The sequence below is a fragment of the Roseovarius sp. MBR-154 genome (assembly GCF_053628595.1).
Genome location: NZ_JBRJGR010000018.1, coordinates 68497 through 87888, shown reverse-complemented (window position 1 = coordinate 87888; position 19392 = coordinate 68497). Strand labels below are relative to the sequence as shown.

At 64.5% G+C, this 19392-nt stretch carries 18 protein-coding genes; 4 read left to right on the top strand and 14 right to left on the bottom strand.

Annotated features, from left to right (window positions below):
* Positions 1-753, bottom strand: a 753-nt coding sequence (locus ACSSV4_RS17850) for an alcohol dehydrogenase catalytic domain-containing protein (RefSeq protein ID WP_454276449.1), incomplete at its 3' end; no start/stop codon positions are given.
* Between the two features lie 193 nt (positions 754-946).
* Between ACSSV4_RS17850 and ACSSV4_RS17845 the strand changes: the two genes are divergently transcribed.
* Positions 947-1567 (top strand): hypothetical protein, encoded by a 621-nt coding sequence (locus ACSSV4_RS17845; RefSeq protein ID WP_454276448.1) that lies wholly within the window; start codon positions 947-949, stop codon positions 1565-1567.
* Between the two features lie 6 nt (positions 1568-1573).
* Here the strand turns inward: ACSSV4_RS17845 and ACSSV4_RS17840 are convergent, their stop codons facing one another.
* Entirely contained in the window at positions 1574-2647 is a 1074-nt protein-coding gene (locus ACSSV4_RS17840; protein WP_454276447.1) for a quinoprotein relay system zinc metallohydrolase 2, read from the bottom strand.
* A gap of 106 nt (positions 2648-2753) precedes the next feature.
* Between ACSSV4_RS17840 and ACSSV4_RS17835 the strand changes: the two genes are divergently transcribed.
* Positions 2754-3566 carry a quinoprotein dehydrogenase-associated SoxYZ-like carrier gene (locus tag ACSSV4_RS17835; protein ID WP_454276446.1) on the top strand — a complete coding sequence of 271 codons (813 nt, stop codon included), beginning with the start codon at positions 2754-2756 and terminating at the stop codon, positions 3564-3566.
* Between the two features lie 18 nt (positions 3567-3584).
* Here the strand turns inward: ACSSV4_RS17835 and ACSSV4_RS17830 are convergent, their stop codons facing one another.
* From ACSSV4_RS17830 to ACSSV4_RS17785, 10 genes are all read right to left on the bottom strand, one after another.
* Entirely contained in the window at positions 3585-4364 is a 780-nt protein-coding gene (locus tag ACSSV4_RS17830; protein ID WP_454276445.1) for an enoyl-CoA hydratase-related protein, read from the bottom strand.
* A gap of 73 nt (positions 4365-4437) precedes the next feature.
* Complete coding sequence (locus ACSSV4_RS17825) at positions 4438-4890, bottom strand: cytochrome c-type biogenesis protein (protein ID WP_454276444.1); 453 nt, start codon at positions 4888-4890, stop codon at positions 4438-4440.
* Positions 4887-6851, bottom strand: coding sequence for a heme lyase CcmF/NrfE family subunit (locus tag ACSSV4_RS17820; RefSeq protein WP_454276442.1), 1965 nt, complete (start codon positions 6849-6851; stop codon positions 4887-4889). The genes ACSSV4_RS17825 and ACSSV4_RS17820 overlap by 4 nt, the downstream gene beginning before the upstream one ends.
* Before the next feature lie 78 nt (positions 6852-6929).
* Entirely contained in the window at positions 6930-7496 is a 567-nt protein-coding gene (locus tag ACSSV4_RS17815; protein WP_454276441.1) for a holin family protein, read from the bottom strand.
* A complete protein-coding gene (locus tag ACSSV4_RS17810) occupies positions 7490-8098 on the bottom strand; it encodes a holin-associated N-acetylmuramidase (protein WP_454276440.1) in 609 nt (202 codons plus the stop codon). Before ACSSV4_RS17810 ends, ACSSV4_RS17815 begins: the two co-directional genes overlap by 7 nt.
* A gap of 140 nt (positions 8099-8238) precedes the next feature.
* Entirely contained in the window at positions 8239-8685 is a 447-nt protein-coding gene (ccmE, locus tag ACSSV4_RS17805; RefSeq protein ID WP_454276439.1) for a cytochrome c maturation protein CcmE, read from the bottom strand.
* A 15-nt stretch (positions 8686-8700) separates the two neighbouring features.
* Positions 8701-9729, bottom strand: coding sequence for an N-acetyl-gamma-glutamyl-phosphate reductase (gene argC / locus ACSSV4_RS17800; protein WP_454276437.1), 1029 nt, complete (start codon positions 9727-9729; stop codon positions 8701-8703).
* A gap of 65 nt (positions 9730-9794) precedes the next feature.
* Positions 9795-10607 (bottom strand): glutamate racemase, encoded by an 813-nt coding sequence (locus ACSSV4_RS17795; RefSeq protein ID WP_454276436.1) that lies wholly within the window; start codon positions 10605-10607, stop codon positions 9795-9797.
* Positions 10608-10625: 18 nt separating this feature from the next.
* Positions 10626-11489 (bottom strand): lysophospholipid acyltransferase family protein, encoded by an 864-nt coding sequence (locus tag ACSSV4_RS17790; protein ID WP_454276435.1) that lies wholly within the window; start codon positions 11487-11489, stop codon positions 10626-10628.
* An 81-nt stretch (positions 11490-11570) separates the two neighbouring features.
* On the bottom strand, positions 11571-14990 hold the full coding sequence (locus ACSSV4_RS17785; RefSeq protein WP_454276434.1) for an indolepyruvate ferredoxin oxidoreductase family protein: 3420 nt from the start codon (positions 14988-14990) through the stop codon (positions 11571-11573).
* A gap of 171 nt (positions 14991-15161) precedes the next feature.
* Between ACSSV4_RS17785 and ACSSV4_RS17780 the strand changes: the two genes are divergently transcribed.
* Positions 15162-16067: a LysR family transcriptional regulator gene (locus tag ACSSV4_RS17780; RefSeq protein ID WP_454276433.1), complete on the top strand. Its 906-nt coding sequence runs from the start codon at positions 15162-15164 to the stop codon at positions 16065-16067.
* Positions 16068-16283: 216 nt separating this feature from the next.
* Here ACSSV4_RS17780 and ACSSV4_RS17775 read toward each other — a convergent pair whose 3' ends face one another.
* Both ACSSV4_RS17775 and ACSSV4_RS17770 read right to left on the bottom strand, forming a co-directional pair.
* Positions 16284-17414, bottom strand: coding sequence for a M24 family metallopeptidase (locus ACSSV4_RS17775; RefSeq protein ID WP_454276432.1), 1131 nt, complete (start codon positions 17412-17414; stop codon positions 16284-16286).
* The gene (locus ACSSV4_RS17770) at positions 17411-18442 is read right to left on the bottom strand and encodes a pyridoxal-phosphate dependent enzyme (RefSeq protein ID WP_454276430.1); all 1032 of its coding nucleotides are present in this window, start codon (positions 18440-18442) and stop codon (positions 17411-17413) included. Before ACSSV4_RS17770 ends, ACSSV4_RS17775 begins: the two co-directional genes overlap by 4 nt.
* 285 nt (positions 18443-18727) lie before the next feature.
* Here ACSSV4_RS17770 and ACSSV4_RS17765 point away from each other — a divergent pair, with 285 nt between their 5' ends.
* A complete protein-coding gene (locus ACSSV4_RS17765; protein WP_454276428.1) occupies positions 18728-19330 on the top strand; it encodes a phosphoribosylglycinamide synthetase in 603 nt (200 codons plus the stop codon).
* Positions 19331-19392: the final 62 nt, after the last annotated feature.

Here is a 19392-nt window from a genome sequence, read left to right as displayed (position 1 = left end):
GACCAGATGCGCCACCAGATCGCCCGTCACCTCCTTGGGATTGACGAAATCGGTCATGCCAAAGCGCGTCGCCATCTCGACCTTGCCGGGGTTGAAATCGACGCCCACGATCTGATCGGCCCCCGCCAGCCGCAGCCCCTGAATGACGTTCAATCCGATGCCGCCCAGGCCAAACACGATCGCGGTGGAGCCCAGCTCCACCTTGGCGGTGTTGATCACCGCGCCGATGCCGGTGGTCACGCCGCAGCCGATATAGCAGATCTTGTCGAACGGCGCGTCCTTGCGCACTTTCGCCAATGCAATCTCCGGCACCACGGTGTGATTGGCGAAGGTCGAGCAGCCCATGTAATGGTGAATCGGCGTGCCATCCAGCATCCGGAACCGCGTCGTGCCATCCGGCAACAGGCCCTGGCCTTGGGTCGAGCGGATCGCCTGACACAGGTTGGTCTTGGGATGCAGGCAATAGTCGCATTCGCGGCACTCGGGCGTATAGAGCGGAATGACGTGATCGCCCACCTCGAGGCTCGTCACCCCCTCGCCGACCTCGATCACGACACCGGCCCCCTCATGGCCGAGGATCGCCGGGAAAATCCCTTCAGGGTCATCGCCCGAGCGGGTGAACTCGTCGGTATGACACAGCCCCGTCGCCTTGATCTCCACCAGAACCTCACCCGCCTTCGGGCCGTCCAGCTCAACCTCCATGATCTCCAGCGGTTTCCCGGCCTCCAGGGCCACGGCAGCACGTGTGCGCATGCAACTTCCTCTTTAGTTTCGGCCACGTCATTCCCGTCAGGGGAATCGCGATGCGGCGATTTGTCCTTTCGAGTATGCGGGCGGCCCACCGTTTCAAACAATTCATACCTTGGTGGGTATTGGGTTCAGTGGACAGCGCCCGCATGCTCGACCATAGTCGTAGCCAAGGGAGGCTCAGCCGATGTCAGGTCGCATGTCACGCTCGAAATCACTGGGGATCGCCCTGTCGCTGATGCTAGGCGCGGGCAGCAGCCACGCCGCCGATTTCTCCGATCCGACATGGCCCTGCATCCAGCGCAAGGTGCCCACGCTCTCGGTCGGGCTGATGTGGACACATTCCCTGCCTGATGCGCCCGAGACCGACCCGGACCTGAAACGCGAGATCGACCGCCTCGCCGCCAAGCTGGCGCTGCGGCGGCTGGAGGTCGAGAGGTTGCGCGCCGACATCGAGGCCTTCGCCGCCCGCCATGACGGCGCGCCCGACATGCTGGGGCATGTCTTCCAGCGGGTGTTCACCACCCTCTCGACTCGCCGCGCTCAGGTGATTTCGGGGATCGAGGAATTCTCGCTCAGCCAGATCGCGCTTTCCGAGCGGATCGACACCGCCCGTGCCGAGATGACCCGCCTGACCGACGCGGAAAACCCCGATTTCGACCGGATGGATGCGCTCGAGGAACAGCTTGACTGGGATCAGCTGATCTATACCGACCGCCAGAGCACGATCACCTATCTCTGCGAAACCCCGACGCTGATCGAAAAACGGCTCTATTCGATCGCGCAGATCCTGCAACAGCAGATCAACGAGCCGGGCTGAGCGGCCCTATTCCCATTCCAACTCGGTAAAGGCCACCGTGGCGTTGCGCGGATTATAGGCCTCAAACAGCTGCCACGCCCCGGCCTCGCCCTGCGCCACCGTCTTCACCGCCTCCGAGAGGCGCGCGCCTTGGTCGATGGCGGCGCGGGTGTCGTGCTCCAGCACCGTCAGATAGCGGGCCAGCGGATGCGCGCCCGCGGGCCAGTCCAGCGACGGGCCGCCATGCCCGGGAATGACCCGCGCCACCGCCATCGCCTGCATTTCCTCCAGCACCGCGCGCCAGCCGCGCAGACTGCCATCGAGCGCGGGCGTATGCCGGTCAAACACCAGGTCGCCTGAAAAGAGCGTGCCACTTTCCCGGTCCAGCACGGTCAGGTCACTGCCGGTATGCGCCACCGGCCAGGCCCGCAGTTCGAGCACGCGGCCCCCCAGATCAATCTCGGCGCGTTCCGGCACCGGGTCCGTCACCCCGGGCACCCGCACCCCGACAAACTCCGCCTCGCCCACCAGCACGCGCAGGCTTTCCAGGTAATTGGCCTGCCGGTCCGCCAGCGCCCGCACAAGGCCCGCATGCCCCCAGACCCGCGCGCCCCTCTCCATGAAGACGCCGGTGCCGAACACATGATCGGGGTGCATATGGGTCAGGATGACGTCGGTCACGGGCAGATCCGTGCGCGCCCGAATGGCCCGCCACAGCGCCTCGCCCATCCATGGCGCGCTGCCCGTGTCGATCACCGCCACGCTCGCCCCGCCGATGACAAAGCCCAGATTGCTGACATCGCCGCGGTTTCCCGCATCCGGTTCCGCCACCTGTCCCAGATGCGCAAAGACCCCCGGCGCGACCTCGGCCACCTCCAGCACCTCGCCCGCCGCCCGGCAGACCGGGCGCGACACCTCCAGCCCCGCCGCCAACCCTGACAGATCCGGCGGGTTCTCAATCAGCGCCGCACGGCATTCGGCCATGCTCGCCGCCATATATCCCGGCGCCAGCCGGTCCCGGCAAACGGGGTCTGGCGCCATCAGGCACAAGGTTAGGATCGCTTCGAACATAAGCCGCTCCAGCAGCGTTTGAACAGGCACAGCCTCACCCTACAAGAGGGCGTGATCCACGCCAACTTTGGTATGACTTCGTGGCACGGCGATTTTATGCTACGCTCCACGCGCACCCATGGGAGGAGGAGAGACCATGGCCGGGAAATTCCTGCCGCTCGCGGCGCTCATCGCATCACTGGCCTTCGCCGCGCAGGCCGGTGAACAGGTCCAGAACCCGCTCACCGACAGCGAGATGTGGGACATGCTGCGCGAGGATGTTGTCGGCAGCGCCCCGATCCACGACGGCAGCGACCTGCTGACACTCGACGCGCCTTACCGCGCCCATGACGCGGCGACCGTGCCGATCCTGCTCAAACAGACCGACACCAGCGCCCGAATCCGCAAGGCGACCGTGGTGATCGACGAAAACCCCGCCCCGGTGGCTGCGGAACTCGGCTTTTCCGATGCGATGGCCCCGCTCGACTTTGAACTGCGCGTGCGGGTGAACCAGTATTCCAACATCCGCGTCATCGCTGAAACCGACGACGGCCTGCACATGACCGGGCGCTTCGTCAAGGCATCGGGTGGCTGTTCGGCCCCCGCCAGCCGCGACCCCGAGGTGGCGCTTGCCTCGATGGGCAAGATGAAACTCAAGAGCTTCCTGCCCGCGACACAGATGTCCACCCCGCGCCGCGAGGCGCAGATCATGGTGCGCCACCCGAACTATTCCGGCCTGCAGCGCGACCAGATCACCCAATTGTTCATCCCCGCCCATTTCATCGACCATATGGAGGTCTGGCAGGGCGAGGAATTGCTCTTTACCATGGATGGCGGCATCTCGATCTCGGAAAACCCGGTGTTCCGGTTCTCCTACAACGACAACGGATCGACCGACCTGCGCGTGATGGCCACCGATACCGAAGGCAACCGCTTCGAGCGGGTGCTGCCCAAGGGTGCCGATAGCTGACCTCTGCCGCTCGCTGCCTCAGCGCCCCTCGAACTGCGCCGGGCGTTTTTCGAGAAACGCCATCACACCCTCCTGAAAGTCGCGGCTCTGACCGCAGGCACCTTGCAGTTTCGCCTCAAGGTCCAGTTGCTGTTCCAGCGTGTTGTCCCAGGTGCCCCGGATCGCCTGCTTGACGGCCTTGTAGGTCTGCGTCGGGCCCTTGGCCAGATGGGCGGCGCGCGCCTGCCAATGCGCCTCGAAGCCTTCGTCGCTGACGCATTCCCAGATCATGCCCCAATCGCTGGCCTGCCGGGCGCTGATCGGCTCGGCGAAAAGCGCGGCCCCCATCGCCTTGGCCATGCCCATCTGGCGCGGCAGCGCCCATGTACCGCCTGCGTCCGGCATCAGGCCGATCCGGGTGAAGGCCTGCAGGAAATAAGATGCCTCGGTCGCGATCACCACATCCGCCGAGAGCGCGAGATTGGCCCCGGCCCCCGCCGCCGGTCCGTTGACCGCGCTGATCGTCGGCACCGGGCAGTCGGTGATGGCGCGCAGCATCGGCACATATTCCTCGCGCAGGACCCGCTCCAGATCAAGCATGGCGGCATTGCCGCCGTCGCTCAGATCCTGACCCGAGCAGAACGCCTTGCCCTTGCCGGTCAGCACCACGACGCGCGCCTCGCGCCCGGCATGTGTCATCGCATCGGTGATCTCGGCGCGCATCTGCATGTTGAGCGCGTTCATCTTGTCGGCCCGGTCAAGGCAAAGGACGGCGACGCCCTCGATGATCTCAAGCGTGATGGTCTGGTAATCTTTCACGGGATTCGGCCCTCCTGACGTCGTTGCGCAGATCAAAGCCTAACGCCGCGCCCGGGCCAAGGGCAACGGCGCGTCAGTCGTCGAGAATTTCGCGCAGGCGGCGTTCTTCGGCCTCGCTCAGACGGGCCACCTCGCGTTCCGGCGTGCGTGCCCGGCCGCGCAGATAGAGCCCCGCCATCACCAGCCCTGCGCCCAGCATGATCGGCCCCGCCATCCACAACAGCAGGTTGGAGCCGCCCGTGCGCGGCTTGAGCAGCACGTATTCGCCGTAGCGGTCGACGACGAAGTCCACGACCTCTTCGTTGCTGTCGCCCGCCACCAGCCGTTCGCGCACCAGAAGGCGCAGGTCACGGGCGAGTTCGGCGTTGGAGTCGTCGATGCTCTCGTTGCGGCACACAAGACAGCGCAGGCCCGCAGAGATACCGCGCGCGCGGTCTTCCAGCACCGGATCGTCGAGGATCTCGTCGGGCTGCACCGCAAAGACCGGCGCGGCGATGACGCAGAGCGCAAGGATCAGGCGTTTCATTCCGCGGGCACCCCTTGCGGCAGTTTGCGCGCGCCTGCGGCCACGCGGTAGCGCCGGTCGCTGAGCGACAGACAGCCGCCGAGCGCCATCAGGATCGCACCGCCCCAGATCCAGTTGGCCAGCGGCTTGTAATAGCTGCGCACCGCCCAGCCGCCGCCCTCTTGCGGGTCGCCGATCACCACGTAGATGTCACGCAGGAACCCGTTATCGAGCGCGGCCTCGGTGGTGGGCATCTGCGCCACCGGGTAGACGCGCTTCTCGGGGTGCATCTCGGCGATTTCGCGGCCATTCTGGCTGAGCGTGAAGGTGGCCTTGGTCGCCATGTAATTCGGCCCCTGCTCCTGATGCACCTCGTCGAGGCGCAGCCCATAGCCCGCGATCTCCATATCCTCGCCGACTTGCAGGACGCGGATATCTTCGGCCTCCCAGGCCATCATCGCGGCGATGCCTGCCATGGTCACACCCAGCCCGCCATGCGCCACCGCCTTACCCCAGTCGGCGCGCGGCAAACGGGTGAGGCGAGCCAGCCGCCCGGTGCCGCGCCCGGTGCGCGACCAGATATCGACCAACGCCCCCGCCACCAGCCAAGCGCCCAGGAAGAGGCCCACTGGCCCAAGCGCCGAGCGCCCGCTTTGCATCGCCCATGCGAGCGCCCCGATGGCGACCGCAAGAACGAAGGCGGGGATCAACTGTCGCACCACACGACCCACCGTCGCGCGTTTCCACGCGAGCATTGCACCGACCGGGAGGACAAGGCCGAGCAGTACCATGAAGGGGGTAAACGCCGCATTGAAGAACGGCGCGCCGACCGAGAGTTTGCGGTCAAACGCCATCTCGGCAATCAGCGGCCACATCGTGCCGATGAAGACCACAAAACAGGCCACCGCCAGCAGGATATTGTTGAGCACGAGCACCGATTCCCGGCTGACCATGCTGAACACCCCCCGCGCCTGCATCACATTAGCGCGCGCCGCGAACAACGTAAGCGCGCCCATCATGAAGGCGGCGGTGATGCCCAGCAGGAACACGCCGCGCTCGGGGTCGGTGGCGAAGGCATGCACACTGGTCAGAACGCCCGAGCGGGTGATGAAGGCGCCGACCATGGAGAAGCCGAAGGCGATGATCGCCAGCAATATGGTCCAGCTTTTCAAGGACTCACGCTTTTCCACCACGATGGCCGAATGCAGCAGGGCGGCGGCAATCAGCCAGGGCATGAAGCTGGCATTCTCCACCGGATCCCAGAACCAGAAGCCGCCCCAGCCCAGCTCGTAATAGGCCCACCAAGAGCCGAGGCCAATGCCGATGGTCAGGAATATCCACGCCGCCAGCGTGTAGGGCCGCACCCACCGACCCCAGGCCGCATCGACGCGCCCCTCGATCAGGGCCGCCACGGCGAAGGAGAAGGTCATCGAAAGCCCGACATAGCCGAGATAGAGAAACGGCGGGTGAAAGGCGAGACCCGGATCTTGCAAAAGCGGATTGAGATCCTGCCCGTTGAACGGCGGTGTCCCCATCCGCAAAAACGGGTTGGAGGTGAGCAGGATGAAGGCGAAGAAAGCCGCCCCGATCATCGCCTGAACGCTCAGCACCCGCGCCTTGAGCGAGGGCGGCAGGTTCGCACCGAACCACGCCACCGCCCCGCCAAAGAGCGTGACGATCAGCACCCAGAGCAGCATCGAGCCCTCGTGATTGCCCCAGACGCCGGTAATCTTGTAGAGCATCGGCTTGTCGGTGTGGCTGTTGAGCGTAACCAGCCGCAGCGAGAAATCAGAGGTGACAAAGGCCCATGTGAGGGCCGCAAAAGACGCCGCCGTCAGCAAGAACTGTATCGTCGCGGCGGGTTCCGCAAAGGCCATCCAGCCGGGCCAGCGTTTATGCGCGCCGACAAGTGGTATGACCGCCTGCGCGCAGGCGACGAGGAATGCCAGGATGAGGGCGAAGTGACCGAGTTCTGTAATCATGCGTCAAAGATAACGCAGGCGCGGCCCCGCGCCAATCGCAATCGGCGCGGGGCGTGGTTCACATTGTCGCGGGCGGGCTCATCCCTTCGCGCGCCATTCCTCCAGCGCCGGATTACCCGAGGGTGTGAGCACACGCAGCGCGGTCTCGGCATCGGGGCCGGGATCAGCAACGCCGGGGCTGTCGGCGCGCAGGCTGCGCAGTTGCGCCACGCTCTCCACCACCTGCGGCGCGCGCGCCAGCGTGGCGGCGATGGAGCGCTGAAACTCCTGCCCCTTCACCTGATACCGCGCGCCGAAATAGAAACTCACGATCGCGCCCAACAGCCACCAGAGCGGATCGGGCACCAGCGCCAGCCCCGCCATCCGCTCAGCAAACCACAGCGGATCGACCATCGCCACCACGAACAGCGCCAGCGTGCCAAGCGCCATGGCCGGGCGCGGGATGCGGTTGAGCCCGTCGATGATCCGGTCGAAGGTGCTGCGCCCCGCAGCCCCGAACTCCGCCGCCATCTGGTCGAGGGCCGCGCGCTGCGTCTCGACCCGACGCTGGTCGGCGGCCTCGGCATTGACGCGAAACACCTCGGCGGTCTCGCGCACCACATTGCCGCCCGCCCCGAAGAGCGCCCGCAGGATATCCATCACCATGCTGCCACCCTTTCCTGAAACGCTTGATCGCTCAGGTGAAAGCGCGGCGCAATGAACGCTTCGGCGCGCCTGATCCAGCCGCCCTTACCGCCCGAGCGCGTCCGCGCGAACTTGCGGCTCGTGGGGCGGGCATCGGCGAGGGCAAGGTAGTAATTGCGCCGCGCGATCCCGTAGGCATCACCGATGTGATCGGGCGCGGCCTGCGCCGCGCGCGCCGCCACCGCCTGCGTCTGCGGGCCGATCACCCCGTCCACATCCACCGCCTCGCCCATCTCGCGCAGAAGGCGTTGGAGGATCTTCACCGCGTTGGCCCCGGCATTGACATACATGTCGAATACGCTGGCGCGCAGCGCCTCGGGTAGACCCGCGATACCGGGACGGCGATAGAAATGGTCGATGAAGATCGCCACCGCTTGCCCCCGGCTCAGCGCCCGCACATCGCCCACATCGACATCGCCGTCACGGTCGAGATCGAGCCCCAACCGCCGCATCGTGTGGATCGTCACCCCGAAATTCGTGGCCCCGCCGGGATCGTCCGGATCGTTCACGAAGCCACCCTCACGCGCGACGATCTCTTCGGCTATCTCTTCGACGCTTTGCATCCGCCTGCCCCATCTTGCCTGTGCAACATGGGCGAGGATGGGATCACAAAGATTAACGCGCGCCTGAACCAGCGCGCGCTCTTATCTCATCACCCGTGGTTTCTTTATGGTGAAAATACTCAAAAACCGACGGCAGGCCGTTAGCTGCCGCCCGCCTCCTGATAGACACCCTGCGCCTTGAGTGCGTCGACCACTTCCTTGGGCATGTAGTCCTCGTCATGCTTGGCAAGGATTTCACTCGCGACAAAGACCCCGTCGCGATAGCTGCCGGTGCCGACCATGCCCTGATTTTCCTCGAAAAGATCGGGCAGCACGCCCCTGTAGGTCACCGGCACCACGGCCCCGCCATCGGTCACGTTGAAATGGATGACCTCGCCCTGACCGCGTTTCAGGCTGCCTTCCTCGACCAGACCGCCGATGCGGAAAATCTCGCTCTCGCTTGGCGGTTCGGCCAGGACCTGTGTCGGCGAGCGGAAGAAGTTGATCCCGTCGCGCATCCCGTAACCGATGAGAGCGGTGGCCATCACCAGCGCCACGGCGGCAATCGCGATGACCTGCACGCGGCGCTTCTTCTTCAGCGATCTCATGAGCCTCGTCCCTTTTTACGGAAAGACCGGGGCTAGCATCAGGCCCGTCGTCTCGTCCAGAGATAACATCAGATTGGCGTTTTGCAACGCCTGCCCGCTGCTACCTTTTGTCAGGTTATCGAGCGCCGCGATGACGGTGCAACGCCCCGCCTGCCGGTCCGCGACAACACCGATATGGCAGAAATTGCTGCCCCGGATGTGGCGCGTACTCGGGGCCTCGCCCATCGGCAGGACCTCGATGAACGGCTCGGCGGCATAGGCCGCTTGTAGCGCGTCATAAACCGCCTGTGCCGCGCCCCGCAGATAGGCCGTCGCCAGAATGCCGCGATTGGCGGGTATGAGATGCGGTGTGAACTGGATCTCGACGGGCCGCCCGGCGATCTTGGAAAACTCCTGATCGAACTCGCCCAGATGCCGGTGGGTGCTGCCCAGGGCATAGGCGTGATAGCCCTCGGACAGTTCCGCATGCAGCAGGTTTTCCTTGAGGCTGCGGCCCGCGCCGGAGACCGCGCATTTCAGGTCCAGAATGATCTCGTCCAGATCAATCACCCCGGCACTGATCAAGGGCCTCAGGATATATTGCCCGGTCGCCGCGTTGCAGCCAGTGCCTGCCACCAGCCGCGCGCCCGCAATCTCGTCGCGGTAGAACTCGGTCAACCCATAGACCGCCTCTTTCTGCAACTCGGGGGCGGCATGGGGATTGCCATACCATTTTTCATAATCCGCCGGGTCGCGCAGCCGGAAATCAGCTGAGAGGTCGACGATCTTGAGGTCGCGCGGCAGGGCGGCGATCACCTCCTGGCTGGTCTTGTGCGGCAGAGCGCAGAAACACAGGTCGATACCTGCAAAGTCGATCCCGTCGATCGTCACCAGATCGGGTAGGTCGAGATGGCGCAGATGTGGAAAGACCTGCCCCATCCCCTGCCCCGCCTTGGAATTGGCCGCGAGTGCCGCGATCTCAAGGTCGGGATGGGTGGCGATCAGCCGGACAAGCTCGGCGCCGGTATAGCCGGACGCGCCCAGGATGGCGATTTTATGGGTCATGGTGACCTCTCATAGCGAAATTCAAACAGGGAATAGTGCGTATCGCGGTGCTGTGCAACGCGCGCTCAGACGGGACGAAAGCCGATCTCTCGTCGCAGGAACTGCGTCGCGCGGCTCGACACGCGCTTGGGATCGCCCGTGGTCAGGAACATCGCCTCGGTGCCGGGCCCGATCTTGTCGGGGTGGCGGCCGAGGTAATCACTCAGGCTCGCTGCAACCAGCGTGGGCTGCGAATAGACCGCCACGTCGGGGCCCAAAGCATCGCGGAACACCTCCTCGACCAGCGGGTAATGGGTGCAGCCCAGAACGGCAGCCTGCGGATGCGGCATCTTGCGTTTGAGCGCGTCCACATGGGACCGCACCAGCGCCTCGGCGAGGATCATGTCGCCCTCCTCGATGGCATCCACGACGCCGCCGCAGGCCTGCGCCTCGACATCGACGCCGATGGCGCGGAACGCCAGTTCACGCTGAAACGCGCGGCTTGCAACGGTGGCGGGGGTGGCGAAGAGTGCGACGTTCTTCACCGCCACTTCGCGCGGCGGGGAATTGTCGCCCCATTGCCGTTCGGTCAGCGCCTCGATCAGCGGCACGAATACGCCCAGCACGCGCTTGCCCTCGGGCACCCAGGCCTCCTGCATGCGGCGCAGGGCGGCGGCAGAGGCGGTGTTGCAGGCGAGAATCACCAGATCGCAGCCAGCATCAAAGAGCCGTGCGACACTGGTCGTGGTCAAATCATATATGTCATCGGCATCGCGCACCCCGTAGGGCGTATGGGCGTTGTCGCCGAGATAGACAAAAGGCACCTCTGGGAGACGCTTGCTCACCGCGTCCCACACCGTCAGGCCACCCAGCCCGCTGTCGAAGATCCCTACCGCCATGTCCCGCGCCCAATGTCGTTACTCGTATTCGAACCCGATTTCCGAGGCGACAACCGGGCTTGGCGATAATTCATAGGTCTTTGCGCGCAGGAATGCCATGAGGGATTTCGTGTCGCCTGCATATTGCGCGAGCGTGCTGCGCGGGATCGGATCTCCCACCACGACCTTGACCGGCGTGTCCACCCGTTTGCGGAATTCCTTGATCAACAGCCCCATGCGCAGCGTGTAATGCAGGTGGCTCGCCAGCTGAAACAGGCGGCTGGTGTGACCGTCGAAATAGACCGGCACGACGGTGGCCTCGCTCTTGGCGATCATCTTGGCGGTAAACCCGCGCCAGCCCGGATCCATCGGGCGCGAAAACGGTTTCGCCGCGGTGCTGACCGTGCCGCCGGGAAAAACACCGATCGCCCCGCCCTGCCCGAGATAGTCGAGCGACGCCTTGCGCGTGGCGAGATTGAGCGCGACCGCCTCCTTGGTGCCGTCGAAACTGATCGGCAGGATCACCTTGTTGAGATCTTCAGCCTTGCGGAACACCTGATGCGCCAGAATGCGAAAGTCACCCCGGGTCCGGCTGAGGATATGGCCCATCATCAATCCGTCGAGAATGCCGTAAGGGTGATTGGCGATCAGCACCAGCGGGCCCTCGCGCGGGATGTTCATCAGGTTGCCGCCCACCACGTCAAGCGTGAGCCCGTAGCGTTCGACGATCACTTCCCAGAAATCGCGGCCCCGTGACACCTCGGTCTCGTATCCCGCCGCGCGCTTGATCAGCGCAATGCGCCCAGTGAGGTTCTCCATCGTGCGGATCATTGCCCGCCCGCCCTTGGTCTGGGCGGAATAGGCATAGGAAATGTCACGGGCGATCTGGCGATCAGGGCGCATGGGCGGCGGTCCTCGGCGGGCTTGCGGCCAGTTGAGATTATGCGACGCTTGTGACCGGATCACGTGACGGTTTCGTGACGCCTACTCCGCCGCCCGCGCCATTTGCGTCCCACCTGCGCGGATCACCGCCAAAAGCTCCTCGCGCCGTTTCGCGGCCTTTTGCTCGTTGGCCTGCTTGACCGGGCCAAAGCCACGGATCGAGAGCGGCAATTCGGCCAGTGCTATGATCGCGTCGCGGGTGCGCGCCTCGAGTTTCGGCAGCACCTCCGCCATATCGACCTCGTATTGCCTGATCAGCGCGCGTTCCATCCTGCGCTCCTCGGTGCGGCCAAACGGATCGAGCGGCGTGCCGCGCAGGACCTTGAGTTTTGCCAAGACCCCAAAGCCGCGCAGGATGCCGGGGCCGAATTCGCGCTTTTTCGGGCGTCCGTCATGGCCCGTCTTCGACAGGATCGGCGGGGCGAGGTGGAATTTCATCTTGAAATCCCCGCCGAATTCCGTGCGCGCCTTTTGCGCCGTTTCCAGATGCAGTCTGGCAACCTCGTATTCGTCCTTGTAGGCCAGCAGCTTGTGATAGCCCTTGGCCACCGCCTCTTTCACGCCCGCATCTTCGATGCCGTCGAGCATCCGGTGATATCGCTTCACCAACCGCTTGCCCTGATAGGCGCGCAGATGGTCGGCGCGGTAGGCGATCTTTTCGTCGAGCGTTTTCGGCTTGGCCAACACGTTGGGGGTCAGGACCTTCTCCACCTCGGCGGGATAGAGCGCCGCCCAACGACCCACCTCGAAGGCGCGCAGATTGGCCTCGACTGCGGCACCGTTGAGGGTAATGGCCTGCGTGATCGCGTCATGGCTGATCGGGATCAACCCGCGCTGCCACGCCGCGCCAAAGATCATCATGTTGGAATAAATCGAATCGCCCATGACGGTTTTCGCCAGATCCGAGGCGTCGAACATCTGCACGCCGTCGCGCAGACGCGCCTCAAGCGCCAGTTGCAGGCGGTCGGCGGGCAGGTGAAACTCGGGGTTCCGGGTGAAATCGCCGGTGACGATCTCATGGCTGTTGACGACCGCCCCGGTGCGCCCCTGACGTGTCAGGCCGAGCGTCTTGGCCCCCGCACTCACCACCAGATCGCCACCGATCAGCGTATGCGCCTCGCCCGTTGCGACCCGGATCGCGTTGATATCGCCAGGATTCTCGGCAATGCGGCAGTGGATATGCACAGCACCACCTTTCTGCGCGAGCCCGGCCATTTCCATCATGCCCGCACCCTTGCCGTCGATCTGCGCCGCCTGTGCCATAACCGCGCCGATGGTGACAACGCCGGTGCCGCCCACACCGGTGATGACCACGTTATGCGTGCCGTCGATCTCGGGCAGCGTGGGGTCCGGCATATCTGGCAGTTGCAATTCCGCCGTGCTCTCCTTGCGCGGCTTGGCCCCTTCGAGCGTGACGAAGGACGGGCAGAACCCCTTGAGGCAGGAGAAATCCTTGTTGCAGCTTGACTGGTCGATGGCCCGCTTGCGGCCCAACTCGGTCTCGACCGGCACGATGGCGACGCAGTTCGATTGCACCCCGCAATCGCCACAGCCTTCGCAGACATCGGTATTGATGAAGACGCGGCGATCAGGGTCGGGAAACTTGCCGCGCTTGCGGCGGCGGCGCTTTTCGGCGGCGCAGGTCTGGATATAGAGGATGACGCTGACGCCCTCGACCGTTGCCAGCCGGTCCTGCACCGCCATCAGATCGGATCGTTCCGAGAATTCAACACCTTGCGGAAAGGACTTCAGGTCGATCTCTTCCTTTTCGTCATAGACGACCGACAGGTGTTTGACCCCCATGGCGCGCAACTCAGCGGCAATGCGCGGTGCATCCAGACCGCCCTCATTGGCTTGGCCCCCGGTCATCGCCACGGCGTCGTTATAGAGGATCTTGAAGGTGATCGTCGTGCCCGCAGCAAGCGCGGCGCGGATCGCCTGCACGCCGGAATGGTTATAGGTGCCGTCGCCGAGGTTTTGGAACACGTGGTTGCGCGTGCTGAACGGCGCCTCGCCGATCCAGTTCGCGCCTTCGCCGCCCATATGGGTAAAGCCGGTCGTCTCGCGGTCCATCCATTGCACCATGTAGTGACAGCCGATCCCGGCATAGGCGCGGCTGCCCTCGGGCAGCTTGGTCGAGCTATTGTGCGGGCAGCCCGCGCAGAAATAGGGCAGCCGCGTCGCGATCTCCTCGGCATTGTCGCCCGCCCGCGCCTCCGAGAGTGACGCCAGCCCCGCCTTGATCCGGTCGGTGCCGCGGCCCTCCTCAATGAGGATGCCGCCAAGCTTCTCGGCGATCCAGATCGGATCGAGTGCGCCGCGCGTCGGGAAAAGCTCGTCGCGATGCATGCCGCCCGCGCCGCCCTTGTACCAGCCGTACACGCGGCGACCCTGACGGTCGTCGAATATCGCCTCCTTGATCTGCACCTCGATGAGCTTGCGCTTTTCCTCGACCACGACGATCAGGTCGAGCCCCTCGGCCCAGTCGTGAAACCCGTGCATGTCGAGCGGGAAGACCTGCCCGACCTTGTAGGTGGTGATCCCCAAACGCTCCGCCTCGTCCGCATCAATCCCCAGCAATTCCAGCGCATGCACCAGATCGAGCCAGTTCTTGCCCGCCGCGACAAAGCCGATCTTGGCCCCCGGCTTGCCCCACATGCGCTTGTCCATGCGGTTGGCCCGCGAAAACGCCTCGGCGGCAAAGCGTTTATAGTCGATCATGCGGGTTTCCTGCGCATGCGGCGTGTCGATCAGGCGGATGTTCAACCCGCCCTCGGGCATCGGGAAATCGGGCGTCACAAGCTGCACGCGGTCGGGATTGCCATCGACCACCGCCGTCGCCTCGACCGTGTCCTTCATCGTCTTGAGCCCGACCCAGACCCCGGCAAAGCGGCTGAGCGCGTAGCCGTAGATGCCATAGTCGATGATTTCCTGCACGCCTGCCGGGCTGACCACCGGCATGTAGGCATCCACGAGAGCCCATTCGCTCTGATGCAGGACGGTCGAGGATTCGCCGGTGTGATCGTCGCCCATGGCCATCAGCACGCCGCCATGCGCGGAGGTGCCCGCCATGTTGGCATGGCGCATCACGTCGCCCGAGCGGTCCACGCCCGGCCCCTTGCCGTACCAAAGGCCAAAGACGCCGTCATACTTGCCCTCGCCGCGCAGTTCCGCCTGTTGCGCGCCCCAGAGGGCCGTTGCGGCCAGATCCTCGTTCAACCCTTCCTCGAACCGCACCTGTGCCTCGGTCAAAACCTTCTGCGCGCGGCGCATCTGCATGTCGACGGCACCAAGGGGCGAGCCGCGATAGCCGGTGACATAGCCTGCCGTATTCAGCCCCGCCGCCCGGTCGCGCGCGGCCTGCGTCAGCATCAGCCGCACCATGGCCTGCGTGCCATTCAAGAGAACCGGCGATTTCTCCAGATCGAAGCGGTCGTTCAGCGTCACCTTTTGCGTGGTCATGTTCGTGCCTTCCTTGGTTTGAGGGCCTCGCCTCAGTATAGGGCAATATTAGGTCATAATTTATGACCTACCAAGAGGAATTTCGTCAAAATTTCGCGCGCTTGCTATCGCCCCGCGAGGATTTTCTGCTATTACGTCAGGGGCGCTGCAGTTTTTCGGAAAGTTAGGGTCATGGACTGGGATAAACTCAGAATCTTTCACGCGGTGGCGGATGCCGGCAGCCTGACCCATGCGGGCGATCAGCTTCATCTGTCGCAATCGGCGGTCTCCCGCCAGGTGCGTGGGCTTGAGGAATCGCTGAATGCCACCCTGTTTCACCGCCACGCGCGGGGGCTGATTCTCACCGAACAGGGCGAATTGCTGTTCGATGCCACCCGCGCCATGCTCAAGCGTCTCGACGCCGCCACCGCCCGCATCCGTGACAGCGAGGAAGAGGTGTTCGGCGAATTGCGCGTGACCACCACCACCGGTTTCGGCACGCTCTGGCTCGCCCCGCGCCTGCCCAAGCTCTATGCAAAATATCCCGACCTCAAGATCGACCTGATGCTCGAGGAGCGTGTGCTCGACCTGCCGATGCGCGAGGCGGATGTCGCCATCCGGATGAAGGAACCAAGCCAGGCCGATCTGATCCGCAAGCGGCTGATGAGCGTGCATATGTGCCTCTATGCCACGCATTCCTACGTGGCGCTGCACGGCAATCCCGAAGCGCCCGAGGACCTTCAGGCGCACCGGCTGATCTGCCAGAACCCGCGCTCTGCACAGGTCGGGGCTGCGGCGACATTGGTCAACGAGTTGATGACCAACGATATTTCCTCGCTGCTGACGGTGAACAACTATTTCGGCGTGTTGCAGGGCGTGCTGCACGATCTTGGCATCGGCGTGTTGCCTGATTATCTGATCCGCGATTTCCCGCAGCTTGTGCGCGTGCTGCCCGATGTGTCGTCAAACGAAGTGCCGGTGTTCCTCGCCTATCCAGAGGAATTGCGCCACTCCAAGCGCATCTCCGCCTTCCGCGATTTTGTGCAGGAAGAGATCATCGCATATCGTAAAACGATGAAAGAACAGGCGCTTGGCTAAGGGATTGGGCAGGCCTTGAATTAGCCATGCAGCAATCGCATAACGGCCATGCTGCACATGCGGCGTCATTTCTCTTGATCGCGCCGATGTGCCCCCTTATCTGCCGATTGTGACGGTGATAGCCGCAAGGCACTCACCCTCATACCTCCCTGTTGGACTTTGGCCGAGCTTAGTGCTCGGCCTTTTTTTTCGCTGCCCGAAATTTGCTCAGGCCGGTCAGATCACGGGCAGGTCGGAGGTTCCAAATCGCGTGAGCCTGTGCGGTGCGGCCTCGGTGATCACGATGTTTTCCTCATGCACCATGATCCGGCCCGGGGCGAGGTCCACCCCCGGCTCCAGCGTGATGACCATGCCCGGCTGCAACACGGTCTGATCCTTGGCGATCAGCGACAGCCCTTCGGTCAGTTGCATGCCCAGACCATGCCCCAAACGCCCTGCCCCCTCGCCGCCGCCGACGATATCAGCCATCGCGCGCCACACATCACAGGCCCGCGCGCCTGCGCGTGCCGCCTCTTCCCCGGCGAGCGTGGCCTCGATCAGCCTTGCCTGCGCGGCACACTGCGCCGGGCTTGACCGCATGACGGCGAAATTCCGGTCATAGTCGCAGAAATACCCGTCCCAGACCGCGCCGGTATCCAGCATCAGCACATCGCCCTCGGCCAGTGGCATATCCGGGGCCGGAGAGATCACATCCGCATAGCCCTGCGGCCCTGCCCCGCCCGCCAGGTACGGCACCCAATCCGCCCCCTCCTCCAGCAAGAGGCGCTGGAAATCGCGAAACACGCGGGACAGCGGCACGCCGGGGGCTGCAATCTCGCCCGCCCGGTCAAAGGCGCGGCCAGCGATATCACAGGCCTGCGCGATCTTGGCGATCTCGGCCTCGGACTTGACCGCGCGCAATGCGGCCACGATGCCGTCATCGCCGCGCCAGTCCAGACCGCTTGCATCGCGCACACGTATGAAATCGCCAAGCGGCATGCGCAGATGGCTTTCGGGCCCATCCGGCACACCCACCGGGCCGCCGATCTCGCGCAAGGTCTCGGTCAGCAGCGACACGCCGTCATCGTCGGGGTCAGGCGCTGCCCAAGTGCGGATATCGCTGATCCAGGTCGTGCCCATCAGCGCCGCGCCGATTGACGGGATCACCGCGACCGGGTCGCCCGAGGCAGGCAGGATCAGGAACCACGGGCGCGACGGGCTTTCCCAAAAGCGTGTCAGGAACCCGGTGAAATAGCGCAACTCCGGCTCGGTCGTCAGCAACAGCGCCCCCAGCCCCGCCCGCGCTATTTCCGTCTGCGCGCGGCGCACCCGCGCGCGATATTCCCCAACCTCAAAGCCGCGCGTCACCCCTCGGCCTCTTCGCTCAGGATGCACAGCACGCACGCATCCTTGGGCAGATCCAGCCCGCGCAGCGCTGCCACCCCGGCCGCACCCGAGGGGGTCGAGGCGAGGCCCTTGGCCGCCAGATCGTCCAGCACCGCCTCGGCCTCGGCATCCGAGATCGTGACAAAGGCATCGGCATCCCGCGCCAGCCCCTTGAGCGCGATCAGCGACGGCACCTTGCAATCGAGCCGCCCCATGTTCGACACCTCACCACTCGTCTCGACGGGCCGCGCCTCGCGGATGCTTTCTTGCAGCGCGGGCGCGCGCTCGGGCTCGACCACAATGATGCGCGGACCGTCGCCCCAGACATGGCGGAACCAGGCCGCCGCCGCTCCGGCCAGCCCGCCGACCCCGGCCTGTAACAGGATATACGTGGGCGGTTTGTCCATCTGCCGCGTCACCTCCTCGGCCATGGCGAGATAACCTTCCATCAGGCGATGCGGCAGCTCGAAATAGGCGGGCCAGGAGCTGTCGGACAGAAGCGTCCAGTCGTTGTCTGTCGCGGCGCGCCCGGCGGCGACCATGCTCGCCTCGTAATCCACGCCGTTACGCACCACCTCGGCCCCCTTGGCGCGCAGCTTGTCGGCAAACCATTCAGGCACCAGTTCCGACAGGTAGATCACCGCCCGCGCACCGAAGATGTGGGCACCGGCAGCCACCGAGAGGCCGTGATTGCCCGCACTCGCCGTGACATAGGTGCGCCCCTCCAGCGCGTGGCGCATGTCCTCGGCCCCGGTCTCCGCGGCGTCATGCGCGATCACATACGCCGCGCCAAGCGCCTTGAAGCTGCCCAGCCCCATGCGCCCGCGCTCGTCCTTGATCCACACCTCGACGCCAAACCCGTCAACCTGCCGCAAAGGCGTCTCCGCCGCAGCCGGACAGCGGGCCAGCAGATCGCGCACCGCACCTGCATCCACGCTCGGCCACGGCGCGCCGGCCAGCACGCCTTCATCCATGCCGTTGCCACGAAACGGATTTTTCAGAATGTCCATGGTACCCCCTTGTTTCGCACATCAGAGCGAAAGCCGCCCGCGGCGTCAATCCTTCAACCCCGACACCATCACGATTTCGTGGGATCATGGCATCCCCGCGAAATCCGGCGATCTCCTGCCGAGGCACCAACGCGCATCCGGCAAGATCCTGCGAAACCGAGGAAAATCGCCGCCCCCTATCTTCCCTTGGAACCATGCCCGGACCACCTGCGTTGGGTCACCAAGCGCGCAAGATGCGCTTCGATTCAAACCGCAGGCAGAGCCCTGCAGAAACGGAGGAAATCAATGACTTTCCGCACACTCGCATTCGCAACCGCCCTGACCAGCGTATCGGCCCTCGCGGCCTATGCTCAAGGCGAAGGTGGTACAGAGCACCAGTTGACCGACGATAATGGCATCGAATCCATTCAGGATTCCGATAACACAACGCAGAGCGGCAATGCCGCGAACCCCGAGCAGCACGACGACGAGAAGGGTATCGATACGGTCGAAGGCGATCCTGCCGAGGCCGATGTTGCACTTCCCATGATCGATCCGGAGGTGGACCCGCAGGCAGAAGCACCGTCGCAGACCGACCTGATGACCAAGGAGCTGTCCAACGCAGAGCAAACGCTGATCGAGAACGTTCTGGCAGAGGCCGAACGGGGCTCCACGGTCAGCACGTCGGATGACTATGTGATCGGCAAAGTGACCGGCACGCTTGGCCAGGAAGGTGCCGATCATCTGGTCTATGTCGAAGTCAACGAAGATGCGGACATTCCGGCGCAGATCCTCGGCTTCCGCGCAAGCGCACTGAGTGTCGAAGAGGTTGGCGATCTCGAATACGCCATGTCGCTCGAGACGCTGCGGAAGAACGTCGCGGAGCGCGTGGCGGCACAGACCCAATAAGAGCGCGCACCCGGCGGAGTGATCCGTCACATGGATAAGGCCCGTCTGCGGCCCGGCCCCGA

Bases quoted from the DNA above. Each gene is read 5' to 3' on its own strand.
- ACSSV4_RS17845 (WP_454276448.1), top strand. From the start codon at position 947: ATGTCACGCTCGAAATCACTGGGGATCGCCCTGTCGCTGATGCTAGGC.
- ACSSV4_RS17835 (WP_454276446.1), top strand. From the start codon at position 2,754: ATGGCCGGGAAATTCCTGCCGCTCGCGGCGCTCATCGCATCACTGGCC.
- ACSSV4_RS17825 (WP_454276444.1), bottom strand. From the start codon at position 4,890: ATGAAACGCCTGATCCTTGCGCTCTGCGTCATCGCCGCGCCGGTCTTT.
- ACSSV4_RS17820 (WP_454276442.1), bottom strand. From the start codon at position 6,851: ATGATTACAGAACTCGGTCACTTCGCCCTCATCCTGGCATTCCTCGTC.
- ACSSV4_RS17815 (WP_454276441.1), bottom strand. From the start codon at position 7,496: ATGGTGATGGATATCCTGCGGGCGCTCTTCGGGGCGGGCGGCAATGTG.
- ACSSV4_RS17810 (WP_454276440.1), bottom strand. From the start codon at position 8,098: ATGCAAAGCGTCGAAGAGATAGCCGAAGAGATCGTCGCGCGTGAGGGT.
- ccmE (WP_454276439.1), bottom strand. From the start codon at position 8,685: ATGAGATCGCTGAAGAAGAAGCGCCGCGTGCAGGTCATCGCGATTGCC.
- argC (WP_454276437.1), bottom strand. From the start codon at position 9,729: ATGACCCATAAAATCGCCATCCTGGGCGCGTCCGGCTATACCGGCGCC.
- ACSSV4_RS17795 (WP_454276436.1), bottom strand. From the start codon at position 10,607: ATGGCGGTAGGGATCTTCGACAGCGGGCTGGGTGGCCTGACGGTGTGG.
- ACSSV4_RS17790 (WP_454276435.1), bottom strand. From the start codon at position 11,489: ATGCGCCCTGATCGCCAGATCGCCCGTGACATTTCCTATGCCTATTCC.
- ACSSV4_RS17785 (WP_454276434.1), bottom strand. From the start codon at position 14,990: ATGACCACGCAAAAGGTGACGCTGAACGACCGCTTCGATCTGGAGAAA.
- ACSSV4_RS17780 (WP_454276433.1), top strand. From the start codon at position 15,162: ATGGACTGGGATAAACTCAGAATCTTTCACGCGGTGGCGGATGCCGGC.
- ACSSV4_RS17770 (WP_454276430.1), bottom strand. From the start codon at position 18,442: ATGGACATTCTGAAAAATCCGTTTCGTGGCAACGGCATGGATGAAGGC.
- ACSSV4_RS17765 (WP_454276428.1), top strand. From the start codon at position 18,728: ATGACTTTCCGCACACTCGCATTCGCAACCGCCCTGACCAGCGTATCG.